Source organism: Agrobacterium sp. NPDC090273 (genome assembly GCF_044772305.1).
Taxonomy (GTDB): Bacteria; Pseudomonadota; Alphaproteobacteria; order Rhizobiales; family Rhizobiaceae; genus Agrobacterium.
Genome location: NZ_JBIVYN010000001.1, coordinates 1,084,547 through 1,102,655, shown reverse-complemented (window position 1 = coordinate 1,102,655; position 18,109 = coordinate 1,084,547). Strand labels below are relative to the sequence as shown.

At 57.4% G+C, this 18,109-nt stretch carries 20 protein-coding genes and 2 tRNA genes; 13 read left to right on the top strand and 9 right to left on the bottom strand.

Annotation, left to right across the window (positions count from 1 at the left end; all coding sequences use genetic code 11):
* Window positions 1–23 precede the first annotated feature (23 nt).
* Together ACIQT8_RS05450 and ACIQT8_RS05445 are read left to right on the top strand one after the other, a co-directional pair.
* Window positions 24–992 (top strand): LysR family transcriptional regulator, encoded by a 969-nt coding sequence (locus ACIQT8_RS05450; RefSeq protein ID WP_138795619.1) that lies wholly within the window; start codon window positions 24–26, stop codon window positions 990–992.
* 212 nt (window positions 993–1,204) lie between these two features.
* On the top strand, window positions 1,205–1,747 hold the full coding sequence (locus ACIQT8_RS05445) for a DUF2087 domain-containing protein (RefSeq protein ID WP_400964105.1): 543 nt from the start codon (window positions 1,205–1,207) through the stop codon (window positions 1,745–1,747).
* 42 nt (window positions 1,748–1,789) lie between these two features.
* On the opposite strand, the gene ACIQT8_RS05440 is transcribed toward ACIQT8_RS05445, so the two are convergent.
* The 3 genes from ACIQT8_RS05440 to ACIQT8_RS05430 all read right to left on the bottom strand — a co-directional run bounded on the left by ACIQT8_RS05440 (window position 1,790) and on the right by ACIQT8_RS05430 (window position 4,937).
* Complete coding sequence (locus ACIQT8_RS05440; protein WP_400964103.1) at window positions 1,790–3,778, bottom strand: bifunctional 2',3'-cyclic-nucleotide 2'-phosphodiesterase/3'-nucleotidase; 1,989 nt, start codon at window positions 3,776–3,778, stop codon at window positions 1,790–1,792.
* A 260-nt stretch (window positions 3,779–4,038) separates the two neighbouring features.
* A complete protein-coding gene (locus ACIQT8_RS05435; RefSeq protein ID WP_138795616.1) occupies window positions 4,039–4,374 on the bottom strand; it encodes a PilZ domain-containing protein in 336 nt (111 codons plus the stop codon).
* Between the two features lie 95 nt (window positions 4,375–4,469).
* Window positions 4,470–4,937 carry a DUF1203 domain-containing protein gene (locus ACIQT8_RS05430; RefSeq protein WP_400964101.1) on the bottom strand — a complete coding sequence of 156 codons (468 nt, stop codon included), beginning with the start codon at window positions 4,935–4,937 and terminating at the stop codon, window positions 4,470–4,472.
* 158 nt (window positions 4,938–5,095) lie between these two features.
* On the opposite strand from ACIQT8_RS05430, the gene ACIQT8_RS05425 reads away from it, so the two are divergent.
* Together ACIQT8_RS05425 and ACIQT8_RS05420 are read left to right on the top strand one after the other, a co-directional pair.
* Window positions 5,096–5,983: a DUF4344 domain-containing metallopeptidase gene (locus tag ACIQT8_RS05425; protein WP_400964099.1), complete on the top strand. Its 888-nt coding sequence runs from the start codon at window positions 5,096–5,098 to the stop codon at window positions 5,981–5,983.
* A 48-nt stretch (window positions 5,984–6,031) separates the two neighbouring features.
* On the top strand, window positions 6,032–6,679 hold the full coding sequence (locus tag ACIQT8_RS05420; RefSeq protein ID WP_400964097.1) for a dihydrofolate reductase family protein: 648 nt from the start codon (window positions 6,032–6,034) through the stop codon (window positions 6,677–6,679).
* 27 nt (window positions 6,680–6,706) lie between these two features.
* Here the strand turns inward: ACIQT8_RS05420 and sseA are convergent, their stop codons facing one another.
* From sseA to ACIQT8_RS05400, 4 genes are all read right to left on the bottom strand, one after another.
* Window positions 6,707–8,128: a 3-mercaptopyruvate sulfurtransferase gene (gene sseA, locus ACIQT8_RS05415; protein ID WP_400964095.1), complete on the bottom strand. Its 1,422-nt coding sequence runs from the start codon at window positions 8,126–8,128 to the stop codon at window positions 6,707–6,709.
* A 16-nt stretch (window positions 8,129–8,144) separates the two neighbouring features.
* A complete protein-coding gene (locus ACIQT8_RS05410) occupies window positions 8,145–8,882 on the bottom strand; it encodes an alanyl-tRNA editing protein (protein ID WP_138795611.1) in 738 nt (245 codons plus the stop codon).
* A 12-nt stretch (window positions 8,883–8,894) separates the two neighbouring features.
* Window positions 8,895–9,932, bottom strand: coding sequence for a cysteine synthase A (locus ACIQT8_RS05405; RefSeq protein ID WP_138795610.1), 1,038 nt, complete (start codon window positions 9,930–9,932; stop codon window positions 8,895–8,897).
* 121 nt (window positions 9,933–10,053) lie between these two features.
* Window positions 10,054–11,502: a cryptochrome/photolyase family protein gene (locus ACIQT8_RS05400; RefSeq protein ID WP_400964093.1), complete on the bottom strand. Its 1,449-nt coding sequence runs from the start codon at window positions 11,500–11,502 to the stop codon at window positions 10,054–10,056.
* Window positions 11,503–11,690: 188 nt separating this feature from the next.
* On the opposite strand from ACIQT8_RS05400, the gene ACIQT8_RS05395 reads away from it, so the two are divergent.
* From ACIQT8_RS05395 to ACIQT8_RS05380, 4 genes are all read left to right on the top strand, one after another.
* The gene (locus ACIQT8_RS05395) at window positions 11,691–11,960 is read left to right on the top strand and encodes a DUF982 domain-containing protein (protein WP_178340576.1); all 270 of its coding nucleotides are present in this window, start codon (window positions 11,691–11,693) and stop codon (window positions 11,958–11,960) included.
* Window positions 11,961–12,102: 142 nt separating this feature from the next.
* Window positions 12,103–12,657 (top strand): methylated-DNA--[protein]-cysteine S-methyltransferase, encoded by a 555-nt coding sequence (locus tag ACIQT8_RS05390; RefSeq protein WP_262526123.1) that lies wholly within the window; start codon window positions 12,103–12,105, stop codon window positions 12,655–12,657.
* Between the two features lie 112 nt (window positions 12,658–12,769).
* Window positions 12,770–13,213, top strand: coding sequence for a TIGR02594 family protein (locus ACIQT8_RS05385; protein ID WP_138795607.1), 444 nt, complete (start codon window positions 12,770–12,772; stop codon window positions 13,211–13,213).
* Between the two features lie 217 nt (window positions 13,214–13,430).
* A complete protein-coding gene (locus tag ACIQT8_RS05380; protein ID WP_138795606.1) occupies window positions 13,431–13,766 on the top strand; it encodes a DUF2934 domain-containing protein in 336 nt (111 codons plus the stop codon).
* 85 nt (window positions 13,767–13,851) lie between these two features.
* Here the strand turns inward: ACIQT8_RS05380 and ACIQT8_RS05375 are convergent.
* A tRNA-Asn gene (locus ACIQT8_RS05375) sits at window positions 13,852–13,926 on the bottom strand.
* A 178-nt stretch (window positions 13,927–14,104) separates the two neighbouring features.
* Here ACIQT8_RS05375 and ACIQT8_RS05370 point away from each other — a divergent pair.
* Window positions 14,105–14,398, top strand: coding sequence for a hypothetical protein (locus tag ACIQT8_RS05370; protein ID WP_262525323.1), 294 nt, complete (start codon window positions 14,105–14,107; stop codon window positions 14,396–14,398).
* On the opposite strand, the gene ACIQT8_RS05365 is transcribed toward ACIQT8_RS05370, so the two are convergent.
* Window positions 14,384–15,028, bottom strand: coding sequence for an exopolysaccharide biosynthesis protein (locus tag ACIQT8_RS05365; protein WP_138795604.1), 645 nt, complete (start codon window positions 15,026–15,028; stop codon window positions 14,384–14,386). The two genes, ACIQT8_RS05370 and ACIQT8_RS05365, sit on opposite strands and share 15 nt — an antisense overlap.
* A gap of 473 nt (window positions 15,029–15,501) precedes the next feature.
* Here ACIQT8_RS05365 and ACIQT8_RS05360 point away from each other — a divergent pair, with 473 nt between their 5' ends.
* The 4 genes from ACIQT8_RS05360 to ACIQT8_RS05345 all read left to right on the top strand — a co-directional run bounded on the left by ACIQT8_RS05360 (window position 15,502) and on the right by ACIQT8_RS05345 (window position 18,109).
* Complete coding sequence (locus tag ACIQT8_RS05360) at window positions 15,502–16,089, top strand: YqaA family protein (protein ID WP_138795603.1); 588 nt, start codon at window positions 15,502–15,504, stop codon at window positions 16,087–16,089.
* Window positions 16,090–16,378: 289 nt separating this feature from the next.
* Entirely contained in the window at window positions 16,379–16,966 is a 588-nt protein-coding gene (locus ACIQT8_RS05355; RefSeq protein WP_400964089.1) for a dual specificity protein phosphatase family protein, read from the top strand.
* Window positions 16,967–17,086: 120 nt separating this feature from the next.
* Window positions 17,087–17,163, top strand: a tRNA-Pro gene (locus ACIQT8_RS05350).
* A 625-nt stretch (window positions 17,164–17,788) separates the two neighbouring features.
* Window positions 17,789–18,109, top strand: coding sequence for a multiprotein-bridging factor 1 family protein (locus ACIQT8_RS05345; protein ID WP_400964087.1), 321 nt, complete (start codon window positions 17,789–17,791; stop codon window positions 18,107–18,109).

The window sequence follows — 18,109 nt, the reverse complement described above, 5'->3', positions numbered from 1 at the left end:
TCTATCGAAGAATTGGATGGGACATGGACGCGAACCCGACACTCGATCAGTTGCAGGTGTTTTTGACGGTTGCCGAAACGGGAAGTTTTTCCGCTGCTTCGCGCGCTCTCAATCGTGCGCAATCCGTGGTCAGCTACACCATCGCCAATCTCGAGGCGCAGCTTGAGGTGACGCTCTTCGAGCGCAATGGCGTGCGCCAGCCACGATTGACGGACGAGGGACGCGCCATGCTGGAAGATGCCCGGCGCATCGTCGCCGGGCTGCAGGAAATGCGCGCACGTGCAAAAGGGCTGAAACAGGGGTTGGAGGCAGAACTGTCCGTGGCCATCAGCACCATGGTTCCGGCCGAAGCCGTCGTCGCGGTGCTGCGCGATTTTCGTCGGCAATTTCCGACCATCGGCTTGAGCCTCAATGTCGGTGAGCTTGGTATGGTCATGGACATGGTGCTGAGCCGCAAGGCCGATATTGGCATTGGTGGCGCGCTGCTGCGGCAGGATGACGAACTGGTCACCGAAAAGATCGGCCATTCGTTCCTGCTGCCGGTCATCGCGGCAGATCATCCGCTGGCTCAGATCGAACGCCCGCTTGTTCTGGCCGATGTGCGCGAGGAAGTGCAGCTTGTCGTCACCGACGCTTCAGGTCTGACAAAGGGACGCGACTTCAACGTGCTCTCCTACAAAACCTGGAAGGTCAGCGATATCGCCACGAAATATCAGCTCATCAAGGGTGGTCTTGGCTGGGGCGGGCTTCCCGCCTCGCTCGTGCGCAACGATCTCGTCAATGGTGGCCTGAAGGTGCTCGATCTCGACGCCTACGAGCAGGGCGAATATCCGCTCTTTGCCCTGCGCAGGCTGGATACGCCCGCCGGTCCGGCCGGAACATGGCTGATGGAAGCGTTTCAGACGCGTCTGTCACAATGCCCGAACCAGAAGAATTTCCACGATCTGATCGAGGCTGGAACGGACAAGAAACTCAAAGTCGCCGCAGAGTGACATGCTGCCGTTTGGCTGTTTGGCGGCTGCGCATTGACGGGGTGCAGCTGCTGACTATAGATTTAAGCCACGGTCAGCAGTTCACCGAGGCATCGCCGTCCCGCAAGGGAAGCTAAACCTGCGCAACATTCGAAGACAGCACTTATCCCGTGCCACGTCGAAAGCCGGCGATCAGCGACACCAATCTGGAATGGCACACTTGAGGGTAAGTTATGCCACGTTCGCTTCTTTCCATGGAGGTCGCAGACCTCTCCACCTTCGCAAAATCCGTTCGCGAGCAGATCAACAGGCTCGGTCATCAGCCGTCGCATGTCGAAATGCTCAATCTCCTGAGCCGGGCTGCCGGATTTCGCAATGTCCAGCATTTGCGTGCCACTCGCAGCAATCCGGTTGAAGGCTTGGCTCCTGTTATCGGCATGATCCCTGCGCCGAACGAAAGCCGGGTGCTGAAATCATCAAGGCTTTTCGATCGGGACGGCAGACTGGTGCAATGGCCTGCCCGGCGGTCGCAACAGGAACTCTGCCTCTGGTATCTGTGGTCGAAAATCCCCGCCGGGCAACGGTTCACGGAAAAGCAGTTCAGTAACCTGCTGAACGAACTGCATCTGTTTGGCGATGCTGCGATGCTGAGGCGCGACATGTTCGGGCTTGGGCTTGTGCGCCGAAACAGGGACGGCAGCGACTATCAGCGCGTCGAGCAGAAACCTCCGCCAGAGCTGCCGCTGTTGTCGCGAGCGGTCAATGCACTGAAATAGGAAAACCTCCCGGCATGAAAGCGCCGGGAGGTTTTTTCGGTGTTAGAGGAGGAGGCGGAACTTGGCGAAACCTTCCGCGCCGTCACCTGCTTCCTCGATCTTCGCGCCCTTGACCTCCGAGGCAAACTGCCGCCCCTTCGGACCGGTTTCGAAAATCGCCGTAGTGTTGGCGACTGGTGCAAACGACCAGTTGGCGTCGGCCGACGGATTGATGGTGCCCTGATCGATGATGTAACGCACAATCACATCGCGGTTGGTATCCGGTGCCACGAAGATGATCTTGTCCGTGCCGATCTCCGGGAACTTGCCGCCGCCGCTGGCACGGTAATTGTTGGTCGCAACCACGAACTTCTGTTCCGGATCGATCGGCTTGCCTTCGAACTGCAGGTTGACGATGCGGTTGCTATCCGGATTGACCGCCTTGCCGTCCTTGTCGAATTTCGCCGGTTTGGACACATCGATCTGGTAGGTCACGCCATCGATGACGTCGTAATTGTAGGACGGGAAGTCCGCATTCAACAGCGGTGCGTCCTTGGTGCCGGCCTCTACCGTGTTGAACATGCCCGCCGACATTTCCAGCCAGTTTTTCACCTGCGCCCCGGTGATCAGGACCGCCTGCACGGTGTTCGGATAGAGATAGAGGTCGGCGACGTTCTTGATGGCGATGTCACCGGCGGGGACATCGGTGTAATAGTCGGAACCGCCACGTCCTCCGGCCTTGAAGGGAGCGGCAGCCGAAAGCACCGGCAGATCCTTGTACTGCCCTTCCTTCAGCATGTCCTTGATGTACCAGGTCTGCGCATTGGAGACGATCTGAACGGACGGATCATCGGCCACCAGCGCGAAATAGGAGTAGAGCGGGGCAGATGTCTTGCCGACGGGGCGACGCACATAGGCAAGCGTTGCCTCATGTTCCGCCTTGGCCGCCGCCACGACTTCCGGCTTGTCCCTCACATCGGCAACAATCTTGCGATTGTCGTCGCGGTGATAGATCGGCCGTGCTTCCGATGTGAAATCGACGATCTTCCAGCTCTTGCCGTCCTTTTCGAGCAGCAGGTCGATCAGACCCATATGCGAGCCCCAGAAGCCGGCCATCACCGCGGGCTTGCCCATCAAGGTGCCCTTTACCGGATCGGCGCCGGCAATGCCGTCCCAGGTTTTCGGGCCGGGGAAGACCAGATGCTGGTGGCCGGTAAAGATTGCATCGATGCCTTCCACGCCTGCAAGGTAAAGCGAGGCGTTTTCCATGCGTTCGCTCTGTCCCTTGCCGTCGATGCCGGAGTGGGAGAGTGCGATGACGATGTCGGCGCCCTGTTCCTTCATCACCGGAACCCAAGCCTTTGCCGCCTCGACGATGTCGCGGGTCTGCGCCTTGCCTTCGAGGTTTTTCGAATCCCACATCATGATCTGCGGCGGCACGAAACCGATGATGCCGATCTTGATCGGGCTCGTCGCGCCCGCACCGTCACGGATCTGCTTTTCCATGATGACATATGGCTTGAAGAAAAGTTCGTCCTGCTTCGGGTCGGAGGCAAGCTGGCCCTTGGTCAGGTTGGCACAGACATAAGGGAAACTCGCGCCGGCCAGCGTGTTGAACATATAGTCGAGCCCGTAGTTGAACTCGTGGTTGCCGAGCGTGCCGCAATCGTATCCCAGCACATTCATGGCGTTGACGACGGGATGTTTGTCGCCGGCCTTCATGCCGCGCTCATAGGCAATGTAGTCGCCGAGCGGATTGCCCTGCAGGAAGTCGCCATTGTCGACCAGCATCGAGTTTCCGGCCTCGGCGCGGATGGCATCGATGATCGACGCGGTGCGGGCAAGACCCATCGTGTCGTTCGGCTTGTCGGCGTAATAATCGTAAGGGAAGACGTGAACGTGAATATCCGTCGTTTCCATGATGCGCAGATGCGCCTGATTGTTTGCGGCGCGTGCCGCGAAGGGGTGCAGCACCACGAAGGCCGAGGAAGCGGCAATGCCGCCGAGAAGCGAGCGTCTGGTGATCGGATGGAGGGCAAGGTGCGACGACATGGGAACTCCTTCAGTGGAAGCGTGCATTGTCATGAAGATGACAACCTAGAAGCAATCGCAGAGGAGTCCATCACCAAAATGACAAGCCGGTGACGGTCGTGAGGTTTTTCAACCGTTTGATAAATTTTTTGTCGATTGACCGGAATGTGCTGACGGGCCCGATGAGGATCAAGGCATTTTCAGACGGCAAGAATAAAAAGAGAAATCGCCCCGTTCAGGCATGAAACGGAGCGATTTTCCGATCGGATATCCCGCAGGCGCTAGCGAGCCAGGGTCGGCTTTACCTCTTCATGGAAGAAGCGGAAGTAGGAGGAAAGCTGCGCCAGCGTGTTGGTCGAGAGCTTCAGCTGAAGTCCCAGACGGTTCATGTGCTGCCACTGAACGACGCCTTCGAGATAACCGAGGTCCTCGCTCTCCACCTTCACGCGGCTGCCTTTCTGGGCAGAAAACGCTCCGTCCAGCTCCAGCGCCATGCCGGTTTCGGAAAGATCGATCACGCGCGCCTTTGTTGCCTGATTGACATAACGCACGGTGGCAAAAATCCGAGTCCTGCTGCGCTGCGCGCCACGCGTTGGCATGTTGAGATTGTTCGTCATTGTCTGCTCACGCAATTGTTTCGACTGTCCTATGCTGGCACACAAAGCTTGAACCGCATTTAGCACTATCCTTAAAATTGCAGGCAATTTGCGAATTACGCGGCATCGATGCGGCACTGGAAGCAATTGTTGCGGGCCGAGCGAACATGCACATAGGCGACGTCGTCACGCTGCAGAAGCTGGCTGGCACGCGCGGCGATCTGGTCCGTCGCGGTCACGGCGCCAGTGCCATAGACAATGCGCTCATTCTCACCATATCCGCGCACGATGTAATCGGGGCTTTCCAGCATCGGCGGCAGCGCATCCGTCTCGGGATAGCGTTGGCATTCATCGGCGTGAAGAAAGATCGGCCCGGTCTCCGCATAGGGCTGCAGTGCGCTGAAGGGGCGATAGGCGAGGATCAGCATGCCTTCGCCTTCGCCGATGTCGCCAAGGCAATGGCGGCAGGGCATACCACCCGGTGACACGGCTTTTTCCGGTGCATTGCCATAGGCATCGGCTTCGCCGGCGCGAAAGGCTGCGGCTTCCTGTTCCGACATGGCGGTAAAAACGATTTGGGTCATGGTGGTCTCCGGTCAGTTAGGCGTTGCTACTTTGCCGCTATGATCCCGAAACGCTCGGCTATCCACCCGATTCTTGCGATGGGATGCAACCACCCCATTGCGGGATGCGTTGCCTTGGGGAATCAGTGTTGCTCCTCGATTCCGGAAGGTCCGATTTTATGATCCGTCGTTTGCTGACTGCCTTGCCGATGGTCCTTGTTTCCTTGACTGCACCAACGCACGTCCAGGCACAATTTGCCTCGGGTCTGGACGACCTTTCGGACGATCAGCTTCAGCAGGCGGTCAACTTCGTCATCGGCAATGCAATCTTCTCGCTCTATCATGAAAGCGCGAAGATGATGATTACCGACTTCGGTGTTGCGGATGCCGGCAGCAGTCAGGAGCCTGCCGATCAACTGGCCGGAACAATGATCCTTCAGGCCAATGAGGAGTGGCTCGATACCGCGCTCGTCAATGCCACCGATAGCTGGTATCTCGGCCGCGATGCGGAAAGCCTGCCTCTGCATGAGCCGCCGGTTCATTCGGTCCTCATTCCCAACAAGAACCGTGACCGTGACATGGCCTGCCTGATGGTCGGACGGGACAAGGAAGGCTACGGCGACCTTGCCGCCATGATGGGGCTTGAGGGCGGCGATTTTCAGAAATGCGAGGCATCCTATCCGGCGATCGCTTCGGCCTGGGAAGATTTCCTGCGTCCGCATCAGGTGGGCAAGCCGACCAGCAAGTTCACGATCAGCTATCAACCAGCCCGTGATCCGGCGCTTGAATCCTACGCGATCATGATCCGGGAATCGAAGGTTCTCGATCTCATCAGCCGCAGCTTCGGCGCCTACGCCTTGAAGGGCGACGTCAAGTTGACGGCAAAATCCTGCGGTCGACCCGATGTCTACTGGTCGGCGGAAAACCGCGAAATCACCTATTGCTACGAACTCGGCAAGTTCCAGGCGGAGCTGATCTCGGCGCATTTGTCGGAAGGCGGAAGCGAGAAGGAAAGCGAGTCGGTGAAGGAAATTCCGACCGCAGTGAATCTCGGCCTGGAATTGTAACCCGAACAAACTCTGTTACCTTTTCCTCCGACATATGAGGAGGATGAGATGTCACGGCTGGTCGTTCGCAGTTTTTCAATCTCACTGGATGGTTTTGGCGCAGGTCCGGATCAAAGCCTTCAAAACCCGCTGGGCGTTAAAGGCGAAACACTCCACAACTGGGCTTTCGGCACGAAGACTTTCAGGACGATGTTCGGCCAGGACGGAGGATCGACCGGTGTAGACGAAGGCTTCGCAGCCAGCGGTTTCGAAAATATCGGCGCCTGGATATTGGGGCGCAACATGTTCGGCCCTGTCCGTGGCGCGTGGCCGGATGAGAACTGGAAGGGCTGGTGGGGCGAAGAGCCGCCATACCACGTGCCGGTCTTCGTGCTGACAAATCATCCACGCGCCTCCTTCGACATGAAGGGCGGTACGACGTTTCACTTTATCACGCATGGCATCGAGGAAGCACTTGAAGCAGCAAAAGCGGCGGCAGGCGGCAAGGACGTGAGATTAGGTGGCGGCGTTTCCGTGATCCGCCAATATCTGCAGCAGCAACTGATCGATGATCTGCATCTTGCCCAGTCGCCGGTGCTGTTGGGCAAGGGCGAAAATCTGCTGTCCGGGCTTGATCTGCCTGCACTCGGTTATCAGTGCCGTGAAACGGTACGCGGCGAAAACGCCACGCACCTTTTGATTGGAAGAACCGGATAGGGGCTCGCCTGTGGACGAGCCTGCCACTCAGCTCTTTCTTGAAATTTCAAGCAGTTCCGTTTCGGTCAGCGGCTCGACCCAGGCCTCGTAAGTCCCAACCGGCGAAAAGCCCATCATCTGGTAAAGCTGCAGGGCGCGTGGGTGGTCGAGCGTGTTGGTCGTAACCGTCACGCGCTTCGTGTTGTCCTGCCACGCGGCGTAGAGCGCCTGCAGCAGAAACCATTTGCCGACACCAGCGCCGATTGCCTCTTCCAGAAGGCCGAAATAGGACAGTTCGGTCACGTCCTCATCGACCTTGTGCAGTTCGAAGAAACCGGCCGGGGCGCCATTCATGTAAAGCACTGTCACGCTGTTGGCCGGATCGCGCAGCACGGCGGAAAGAGCTGCATCATTCATGCGCATGCGTTTTTGCCAGTGCCAGCGCTTGCCGACGCGCCAGTAGAGGTAGCGGTAGAAGTGCAGGGGAATATTGTTGACCCGCATCAGCGCCGTCTGGATGTTGACAGGGATCGGCAGGCTGACCTTTGGCGGCGACGTCATTTCCAGTTGCGTCACATGCGCTTTCAGCGGTCCATGCGACACGGCCGGCACGGCGTCGGCCGCACCGGTAACGATGGGCGTGTCCTGAAGTCCGCCCCATTCCGACCATGAGCCGTCATAAAGCGAGTTCTCGGAATGGCCGAGCGATTCCAGCGCAAGCATGATGACGGCGGCAGTTACACCGGAGCCGCAGCTTGTCACGACGGGCTTCGACAGATCGATACCGGCATCGCCGATCATCTTGCGAAGCGTTGCGAGGTCCTTGAAATGCCCGTTTTCGGAAAAGGCCGTGGCAGGCAGGCTGCGGGCGCCGGGCATGTGACCGGAGCGCATGCCGGCGCGCGGTTCCGCTTCATCGCCGGTAAAGCGGCCGGCGCCACGCGCATCGGCGATCTGCTTGTCACCACTGTCGACAATGCCGCGCATGGCAGACAGGGAGGTGACGCGGCTTTCATCGAAGTCAGGCGTGAAGGTTGCGGGCGCAATCTCGGGCGTGCCGGTTTCGAGCGGGCGCTCCTCACGTTTCCAGCCATCCAGGCCGCCGTCCAGCACATAGGCTTTCTGCACGCCCATGACGCGCAGCATCCACCATACACGTGGCGCGGAAAAGAACCCCGGACCGTCATAAACGACGATCGTGTCGCTGTCGCTCAGACCAAGCTTGCCCGCCTCTTCGGCAAAGAATTCCGGCGAGGGCAGGGAATGCGGCAGGCCGGTGGTGTGATCGGCGATCTTGTCCTGATCGAAGAACACAGCACCCGGAAGGTGCCCGGCGACAAATTCTTCCGCGCCATTACGCTTGTGCGCCGGCAGATACCAGGAAGCATCTACAATGCGAAAACCTGGCGTGCCAAGCTGCGCCTCTACCCAGTCCGCCGAGACGACGAAGCGGCTTTTATCCGTGCTCACGATATTTCTCCCGATCTCAGGCCGTAGCTTCAGGTGTGCCGAAACGAATGCGGAAACGCCTGTTCTCCTTGCCCTTTTTTTCGATCTTGGCGATGTGGATGTCGCCAACTTCCTTTGTTTCCGAAACGTGGGTGCCGCCGCAGGGCTGGCTGTCGATGCTGGATGCCTCGCCAATGCAGACAAGGCTCACGCGTCCAAGGCCGACCGGTGGGCGCACGTTTTTGGATTTGACGATGCCGGGATTGGCCAGAAGCTCTTCATCCGTGATCCACTGCAGGAAAACCGGGTGGTTGGCCTTCACCAGCTCCATCAGCTTGGCCGTTACGTCGTCCTTGTCAATCGTTTCCGACATGTCGAAGTCGACGCGGGATTCGTCCTCACCCACCGCTGCGCCGGTGATCGGCCACTGGCAGACAACGGACAGCAGATGGCAGGCCGTGTGCATACGCATCAGCTTGTAGCGACGCGGCCAGTCCACGTGCAGCGTCACCTTTTCGCCGACAGCGGGCGACGCCTGACCTTCGAGTGGAACGTGAATGATGATGCTCTTGTCGGCGCCGTGCCTGGTTACGCCAAGGTCGATTTTTGAGCCGTCGGCACGTTCAAGCACGCCCGAATCGCCGGGCTGGCCGCCCGACGTGGCGTAAAAGCAGGTCTGGTCGAGTTCGATGCCGCCATCTTCATGCACCGCCGTGACGATCGCTTCTGCAGTTGAAAGATAGAAATCGTCACGAAACAGGGCATTCACAGGCATTTCGGCAGGTCCTCAAACAGTTTCGTACGGAACCGAAATCTCGCTCTTTTCCGTCAGCCAGGCGGGAAGAGGAAGGCCCTTCGAGCGCAGGAAGTCGGGGTTGAAGAGCTTTGACTGGTAACGGTTGCCGTAGTCGCAAAGAATGGTCACGATTGTATGCCCCGGACCGAGTTCGCGGGCAAGGCGGATCGCGCCGGCAATGTTGATGCCGCTCGAACCACCCAGGCACAGGCCTTCTTTTGTAACGAGGTCGAACAGCACCGGCAGCGCTTCTGCGTCCGGAATACGGTAGGAAAAGTCGGGGCGGAAACCTTCGAGATTGGCGGTAATACGTCCCTGGCCGATGCCCTCGGTAATGGATGAGCCTTCCGATTTCAGCGCGCCATTGGTGTAATATTCAAAGAGAGCCGCACCATCGGGATCGGCAAGACCGATCTTGATGTCGGGATTGAAGTCGCGAAGACCGTCTGCAACGCCAGCCAGCGTGCCGCCCGAACCGACAGCGCAGATGAAGCCATCCACCTTGCCGTCCGTCTGGTCCCAGATTTCGGGCGCGGTCGTTTCGATATGGGCCTGCCGGTTGGCAATGTTATCGAACTGGTTGGCCCAGATAGCGCCGTTCGGATCGGTCGCAGCAAGCTGTTTGGCAAGGCGCCCGGAAACCTTCACGTAGTTGTTCGGGTTGGAATAGGGGACAGCCGGAACCTCGACCAGTTTGGCGCCAAGAAGCTTCAGCGCGTCCTTCTTTTCCTGGCTCTGGGTTTCCGGAATGACGATGACGGTCTTGTAGCCAAGCGCGTTGGCGACGAGTGCAAGACCGATGCCGGTGTTGCCCGCCGTGCCCTCGACAATCGTGCCGCCTGGCCGCAACTGGCCGCGGCGTTCCGCGTCGCGAATGATGTAGAGCGCGGCGCGATCCTTCACCGATTGGCCCGGATTGAGAAACTCTGCCTTGCCGAGAATTTCGCAGCCCGTCGCTTCGGACGCAGCCTTGAGGCGGATGAGTGGCGTGTTGCCGATGGCGGTAAGCGCAGAGGAGTGAATGGTCATGGCGAGCCTTCTTGTCTGAGCAGAAACTAAGAGGGGTTATGTCCCGTTACAACTGCATCGTGACAAGAAATTATCTTCCCGGCTTTGCGTCTGCCACGCAAAAATTTGCCGTTCCCCGTTTTTATGCGTGTTTCTTGAGGCCGGAGTAGGCATCGAGTGCCCGCTGTCGCGCAAATTGATGATCGACGACCGGTTTCGGATAGGTTGTCCCAAGCTCGATTCCGGCTTTTTCCAGAACGTCCTTCGGTGCTGCAAATGGCTTATGGATGTATTTCCGCTCCAGTTTGTCCAGTTCGGGAACGAACATGCGCACATAGTCGCCATTCGCATCGAATTTTTCGCCCTGAAGCACGGGGTTGAAGATCCGGAAGAACGGTGAGGCGTCTGCGCCCGATCCGGCCACCCATTGCCAGTTGGCGGCATTCGATGCCGGGTCGGCATCCACAAGCGTATCGCGGAACCACTTCTCGCCTTTGCGCCAGTCGATCAGCAGATGTTTGATGAGGAAGGACGCGGTGATCATGCGGACACGGTTGTGCATGATGCCATGCTTCCACAATTGCCGCATTCCCGCATCGACAATCGGATATCCCGTCATGCCGCGCTTCCACGCATTGAAGCCCGCATTGTCGTTTTTCCAAGGGAAAGGATCGAAACTGTCGTTCCAGTTTTTTTCGTCCAGTTCAGGAAAATGAAACAGCAGGTGATAGCAGAATTCGCGCCAGACCAGTTCCTTGCGGAAACGGCTGATATCCTGAGACCCGATCTTGTGCGACAGCCCCTTGGTCGCATGCCATGCAGCCGCAGGCGATATCTCGCCAAGCGCCAGGTGCGGCGAGAGCATGGAGGTGGCATCCTTGGCAGGAAAATCCCGGCCTTCCTCGTAACCTTTCAGCGCGCCGTCGATGAAATCCTCAAGCTTTTCCTGCGCGCTTGCTTCGCCCGGCGTCCAAAGATCGGCAAAATCCTTTGCCCAGTCCGGTCTGGTTGGCAAAAGTTTCCAGTCGGCCAGTTTTTCCGTCTTCGGCCAGGTGCCGGGTGCTGTCAGCTTATCCGGTGCCTCTGCCGGCACATGCGGCTCCTCGGCACCTTCGATCGCCCGCCAGAAGGGCGTGTAGACACGGTAGGGGCCACCGCCTTTGGTCTTGACCCGCGATGGCTCGTGCATGAGGTGGCCCGCGAAGCTTTTCACCGTCAGGCCGTCACCTCGAAGCGCCTCTTTCAGTTTGCTGTCCGTCTCCATGCCATCGGGATCGTAGCGCCTGTTCCAAAAAACCGTGTCGGCACCCGTTTCCGAGATCAGCGAATGGAGAATGTCTGAAGGCTTGCCGCTGCGAAGCAGAAGGCGGCTGCCACATGTTTCGAGCGAGGCCGCCAGGGCTTCCAGCGAATGATGCAGCCACCATTCCTGTGCGCCGCCCAGAGGACCGGCCGATCCAACCTTATCATCCCTGATATAAACGGGAATCACCGCCCCACCGTGATCGAGTGCAGCGCGCAGAGCGTAATTGTCGGACAGGCGCAGGTCCTTGCGGAACCAGACGATAACGGCAGAGGGCTTTGTTGACATGGGCTTTTCCGGTTCACCTCTGCTTGAATGACAATTGAACGGCTTTGTTCCTCAAATCGGCTAGAATGGGAAGATGGACGGACGCGGTTTTCTGATGAGGATTTTTTTAGACTTGAAACCGTCGGGGGCGGGAACCAAGTGAAGGCGCCAATGTTTCAACGGGGCAATAAACTATGGATGTACAATCGATGCTTCTGAACGACATCAAATGGAAAACCCCCGTTACCATTTCCCTGCAGAACGGCTCGCCCAGAATTTTCAACGGCGCCTACGAAGCGTTTGACTTCTTGCAGCACGAATGGCCGGAGCGCACCGGACAGGCTTATGAGCAGGCGCTACGACTTTGCCGCGCCTCTCTGATGGGGAGCGTCGACGGCGAAATCGCCAGAGCGGCGTTCATCGCGGCAAGCCGGCAGGCTGAATGCCTGATGGACGAAGATCGTCAGATCGCCTCCTGATTTTCAACCGGAAAATCATCTCGAACGAAGCCATCCGTAACGGTGCGGGTGGCTTTTTTGTTGGGGCCTTCGCGAAACGGGTTGAAAATGTGGCCATCAGGGGCGAACTTTGCCACACACAACAGGTGATCGGCACGTTACGATGCAAAATCAGGGCTATATCGTTTTTCCGACCGCGCTTGGCCATTGCGGTCTTGCCTGGGGCGCGAAAGGCATCAAACGTCTGCAATTGCCGGGCGCCAATGCTGCCGAAACGGAAAAGCTGCTGATGCGGCGGGTCCCGTCCCTGTCGGCTGCAGCACCGGATGATGAACTGCGGCGGATCATCGAAAGCATCGTTCGTTACTTCGCCGGTGAGGCGACGGATTTCTCCAGGACGCCGGTTGATCTGGCCGGAGCGGAACCCTTTCATCTCGATGTCTATCAGGCTGTTCGCCTTATTGGCTGGGGCAACACGACCACCTATGGCGCGGTTGCAAAGACGCTGGGAAGCGGGCCGGAAAAGGCGCGCGATGTGGGGCAGGCGATGGCGAAAAATCCGGTGCCGCTGATCATACCGTGCCACCGCGTTCTGGCCGCCGGCGGCAGGCTTGGCGGTTTTTCCGCACCGGGCGGCTCAACGACGAAATTGCGGATGCTGGCACTGGAAAATGCCGGGCGGGCTTCTGACGACGAGGCCCAGGGCAGCCTGTTTTGAAGCAACGACAGATTCGTGCTGTATAGACCGTCCAAATTTTCGCCAATATCTCGTCAAATTGTCGTTGAATTGTCACAATACATGGGCGCCCTCTAACAAAAGGGCGACAAGTTTGAAAGTATCCGCGTTATTTCTAGCCGCTGTAGTGTCTTTAACAGCGGCGGCGTCAGCCTCTGCCGGAATGTTGAACCAGGCAGAAAGATATTCGGGTCTGCACGAGACCAAGAATAACAAGAGCCTCAAGAACATTCTGGGTGCCAATCCCCGCGTCACCCCCTGGTGCGGTCTTTTCCTCCACGCCGTTGCCAGCAAGGCAGGGCGGCAATCTCCGAAATCCTATGGTTTTGCCAAATCCTGGACGTCTTTCGGTTACGCTGTGCCGGTGGGCCAGGCGAAACCCGGTGATGTCGTTGTTGTCCGCAACGGACGCGGTTATCACGCCGGCATCCTGAAAAGCATGAGCGGCAAGACGGCAAAGATCCTTGGCGGAAACCAGTCGGGCCGCGTGCAGGTTTCAAACTTCAGCCGCAAGTCCATCGTGTCGGTGCGTCGCTAACCGTTTTCGGGCCGACCCGACACTATGCCACTGGCAATTCCAAAAGAGCGGGCTGAGGCCCGCTTTTTTTATGCCTTTTTTGAAGGAAACTGCGCCGTGCATCCAGCCTGCTGTTGACGACCGTCAAATGAAACCTCTTCATAGTCAGGAACGAGGAACAAATGTCATCTTTCTCTGTTTTTGTTGTCATATGGATGAGATCAAAGGGAGGTTCGTTATGACTGCAGATCGTGAAGGCTCTATCCGTGCCAAGGCGCACGCCCTTTGGGAAAAGGAAGGCAGACCGGAAGGGTCTCATGAGCGGCACTGGGCAGAAGCGGAGCGCGAAGTCGCAACAGAAACCGCCAAAAAACCGGTCAAGAAGCCCGCTGAGCGCAAACCGAAGTCGCCAGCCGTAAAATCCCTTCAGAACGAACAAAAGGCTTCACGGGCCGATGATAAGGACGAATTGACCGAAGGTCTGGAAGAAAGCTTCCCGGCAAGCGATCCGCTTGCGGTGACAAACACGACAGTGGCGACCAAACGCCCGAGTGCGAAAAAGAAGACCAAATAGGTCTCTGGAACCAATAGCCGGTCAAACGGCTATGTCGTCATGGAAATCAGCGGTATTGGGTGAAAAGTTCTCTTGAAGAGAAGAATGGCTCCCCGGGCCGGATTCGAACCGGCGACCTGTCGATTAACAGTCGAATGCTCTACCGCTGAGCTACCAGGGAACGTTGGCGCCGTTTGTTGCGGCGTTGGCGGGGTAATACAAATGCTTTGTCGATTTGCCAAGCGGTTTTTTCAAAAAAAACGCATTCGTCTTGTTTTATCTCCTGAGAGCCCCACTTTTCAGGGCTTGTAGCGTGCAAAAAACTTATCCACAGGCTGGATGAAAAAGGGCAGCAGGAAATGAAATTCGGAGTCGATGCCAGAACAGGCCGTTTAAATGTCGGCAAATGGAGCGTGGCGATGCCGCGTTCTCGCACTGGCAGGATCGCGACAGGCTCGGTTCTGGTCGTCGGGGGAACGCTCGGCTTCTTGCCGATCCTCGGATTCTGGATGATTCCGCTTGGTCTCGTCGTGCTGTCTCACGACCTGCCGGCAGTACGCCGTCATCGTCGGCGCGTGACCGTATGGTGGGCATCGCGGCAGAAGCGCCGCGATGGTGTCGGCAAAAAGGATGGCGGATCAGCCGCCGAATGAATTGCTGATGCCCTGGCCGGCCCAGAAGGCGGCATAGGCGAGCGCTGCGAAGTAAATCGACGTCAACAGCAGGAACAGATAACCGCCGAGAACGGTGACGCCGTCGCGCTGGATCATGCCGGCGGAAAAAAGCAGGATCGCAACACCTGGCAGGGTGTTGGAAAACGGAATGAAGCCCAGCGGCATCATTAGAAGCACGCCCGCCGTCATCAGAGCCAGACCGTTGATCCGGTTGGCAACAAGCCCGGTGGTCAGTGCCGGCATGCGTGGGCGAATATAACGGTCAAGCTTGGAGACGATCGCCACGCCTTTTTGAAGCGCCGGGACGAGCTTTTCCGTTTCCATCTGGCGGTCGAGAATTTTCTTCGGCAGCCAAGGCAACCGGTTCAGTGTGATCGCCAGGCTGACAAGAATGATCGCTGCACCGAACACGGTGCTGACGCCCGGTATCGACACGGGAATGAGAAAGGGCAGGGACGCAATCGCACAGATCAGCAAAAGTCCTTGTTCACCAATCGCTTCCATCAGTTCGCGCAGGGTGATCGTTTTGCCCCGAACCCTTCCGATCAGCTTTTCCAGCGTGGTGCTGAGTTTCTCGGACGTATCGGTAAATGCGAATTCATTCGTCATGCAGACTTCCCGGAAGTTGTTTTACTCCCGGAACCGATAGCATTTATAGGGCTCCATGCCTATCACCGATAGAAATGCGCCTGCAACGAATGGCGTTTGCAGCCTAGTGGGAAACCCAGTTGCTGTAGGCGCCTGCCACGAGCACGACAAACAGGATGACAAGGATGACCGGATTGATCGACGTAATGAAGCTCACATATTCCATAATGCGTTCCTCCAATTTCCTCCGAGGAACATTTTACAATAAAATCCGATAGTTATCTACCTTAGGACGATATTTTTGCGTTGCGGTGAGGCTTGAGCCTTATTGGCTGGAATCATTTTCTTTTCATCGATTCCGCATTGCGGAAACCATCTTCCCAACATTTGCCATTCTGTTGCATTGTCTCTATTGCCGTCGCGTAAGGCTTGAAAATACGCGCCCCGCCTGCCGCATGGCTTCCTGATCAACTGCTTCACTCTGGGATACGGAAATGCTCAAGAATCTTTACGGATGGACGATGGCGCTTGCTGCACGCAAAACCGCCGTCTGGTGGCTGGCGATTGTGGCATTCGTGGAAAGTTCGATCTTCGTCGTACCCGCTGACGTGCTGTTCCTGCCGATGGTGCTGGCAAAACCGAAACGCGCCATGTTTTATGCTCTGGTCGCGACGGTCGCCTCGGTTCTCGGCGGTATCGCCGGCTGGTTTCTCGGGCACTACGCCTTTGAAAGCCTGGCGCGGCCAATCCTGGAATTCTATGGCAAGCTCGAAAGCTTCGAGCACCTCAAAAGCTCGGTCAATTACGAGACCATCGTTCTCCTGCTGGTGACATCGGGTCTCGCGCACCTGCCGCCGATCAAGGTCGTGACCATTCTGTCGGGAGCAGCCAACATCAGTCTCGGGCTGTTTATCCTGTCTGCCGTCGTAACGCGCGGCGCACGTTTCTTCATTCTGGCCGGCCTGCTGCAGCGATACGGCGAGTCTATCCGCCACTTCATCGAAAAGCGGCTCGGTCTCATCACGGCGGCCGCTGCCGGCGCCTTGATTGCCGTCTATGCGGTCTATGTCTTCGTTCGGTGACATGGTCGGGATTTGAGACGCCTGCCATGTTCCGCAGGCGGGTTGAACGTGCCGGCGGCTGCCCGTGAGTGGGCGCGAAACGCTTCTCGTTCTCGCGTGACCCGCTTCAGGATCTTCGGCGCACAACTTTCAGTTTGATGTCAGAAATGGCGGATATCCGGTGCCTCGACCAACGCACGGCCAGAAAATCAATCCCGGTTTTCAGGCCATTTGACGCGTCGATTGAGAAAAATGGAGCGCTGCCGTCTGCCTTTGTAGCGACGCGGTGCTCTGACGAGGAACCGCTATCATGCGACGAATTTTAAAGGGCTCTGCCTGGGCCGTGGCGACAATCGCACTCTCTGTCAGCCTGTACCTCTTCGGTATCCAGTATTTGGGCAACTTCCACGAGGTCGTACCGGGACAGCTTTACCGCTCCAATCAGCCGAAAACAGCGCAGCTGGACCGCTACGTCAAACAATACGGCATCAAGACCATCATCAACCTGCGCGGCGCCAATCCCTCGCAAGGCTGGTATCGGGATGAAACATCCGAATCGAACAGGCTGGGTGTCACCCATATCGATTTCGGCATGTCGGCCAATGAGCAGCTCAGCATGGAAAGGGTCGACCAACTGGTCGCAGTCATGCGCGATGCGCCCAAACCCATTCTCATCCACTGCAAGGCTGGCGCAGACCGAAGCGGCCTTGCCTCAGCCCTTTATCTCGCCCGCATCCTGGGCGCCGGCGAAGAGGCCGCCGAAAGCCAACTCTCCCTCCGCTTCGGTCACCTCAGCCTCCCTTATCTCTCCAAGGCCTACGCCATGGACGAGACCTGGGAAACAGTGGAGCAGACGCTGATCCCGCAAGACTGGCTGTTCGCCTGGCAGGAGCCTTGATACGCCCAGAGGGAGGGTGTTGATGGCTCGGGGAGGGCATGAAGATTTTTCGTTTTTCAGGAAAAAGGTCATTTTCCGCTTGCTCTCCAAACGCCATCTATATAAAGCCCTTTTCAGGTTCGGAGCGTAGCGCAGCCCGGTAGCGCACTTGACTGGGGGTCAAGGGGTCGCAGGTTCAAGTCCTGTCGCTCCGACCATTGAAAACCAAGCCAGATGCCCCCAAGGCTGGCTTGAAAGTTCTCAGCTATTCAATAGATGCAAATTTTTTCTCTCTTACGTGCTTTTTCGTATTGGCGAAGAGAGCGCTGACCGGTCTGTCAGAGTGATTAAGAAGCTGGCTTCGAGGTGGCGCCCCCTGCAGGACTCGAACCCTTCCGCTTTGAGGTGAAGAACCTTCCAATGCGTGACGTCTTGGCTGCACACGCTGTTTTTGTTTGCAGCTATCAAACAGAAAACACACACTTGGCACTACAGGTTGTGGCCGGTTGCTTGACTCCCAGCTTGATGTGCTAAATCAATACGCATGTTTTAGGGGACGGGCACTTTATTTTAGCTCAATTCACCATATTGAAATCGATATTGCTTCTTTATTCATAGTCATTTTTATCAAGAGCGCCGCTTCGGGAAACTGGAGCGGCTTTTGATTGCGCGCGGCTGTGGAGCGGGAGTTGGCTCTATGCCGTCGTCCTACTCACCGGATATTTCCAACGCACCGTTTGCAAATTGGGGGCTGGTTTACGGTCTGCCGTTGCCGTCTCATGTGGAGGTAACGAGAAAACGTCCTTTCTGGCCATTCCCCCAAAATTGCAGTAGCCTCTGGTAATGCTGACACCTGCACAATGCCGCGCCGCGAGAGCTTTCCTGGATTGGTCGCAAAAGGCACTTGCCGATCAATCGAAGATTGAAGCCGTTACCGTTCAAGCCTTTGAAGCCGGTCAGCCGGTGGCGAGCGATGCGGTTGCTGCTTTGCTCCAGGCGCTGCAGTCCGGCGGTATCTCATTTATTGATGACAATGCGACAAGTGGGGCGGGTGGTCCCGGTGTGCGTCTTCTGAAATCGCCGAATCCGGAGATTGTAAGTCCCGAGACAGTGCAGTATCCGGAGCACATGGCGCCGGATGCGCCCACAGGTGCAGGAGGCTGA